General features: G+C 47.4%; 1 protein-coding gene. It reads right to left on the reverse strand.

The features are described from left to right. Positions 1 to 418, reverse strand: a 418-nt coding sequence (locus FD32_RS10070; protein WP_476703303.1) for a transposase, incomplete at both ends; no start/stop codon positions are given.

Below are 418 nucleotides of genomic sequence, written 5' to 3' on the forward strand. Positions count from 1 at the left end.
TTCACTGCTTGCCGAGAGTGGGAACGATGGTGCTTTTTTAGATGCCGACTTAGCTTCTGTGGTAAATCAAGATTCTTAATGGCTAACCGTCCCTGGTCAATATAGCGGTAAACAGTTGGCGTTGACGGACAAAACTGGTCAGGAAACTTTAACTTGAACTGGCCAATAAACTCGTCCACACTCATCGCGTTAAATTGGCTGCCCAGCTGTTTGGTTAGGAGCTTAAAGAAGAAATGGCCCCGTTTAAGCAAGGAATGACAATGACATTTCAGCCGCCGCTGTTCATGCTTGGCTGGCGCCGTTTCACCAAAGTAGTGATGGTAAAGGAAGTAATCTGAGTTACGCTGTAAGACACGACCACGTTTAAGCTCACGACCAATCGTTGACCGATGACAGTGAAGCTTTCTGGCGATCGCGG

Origin of the sequence: Limosilactobacillus panis DSM 6035 (genome assembly GCF_001435935.1) — a bacterium.
GTDB classification, from domain to species: Bacteria; Bacillota; Bacilli; order Lactobacillales; family Lactobacillaceae; genus Limosilactobacillus; species Limosilactobacillus panis.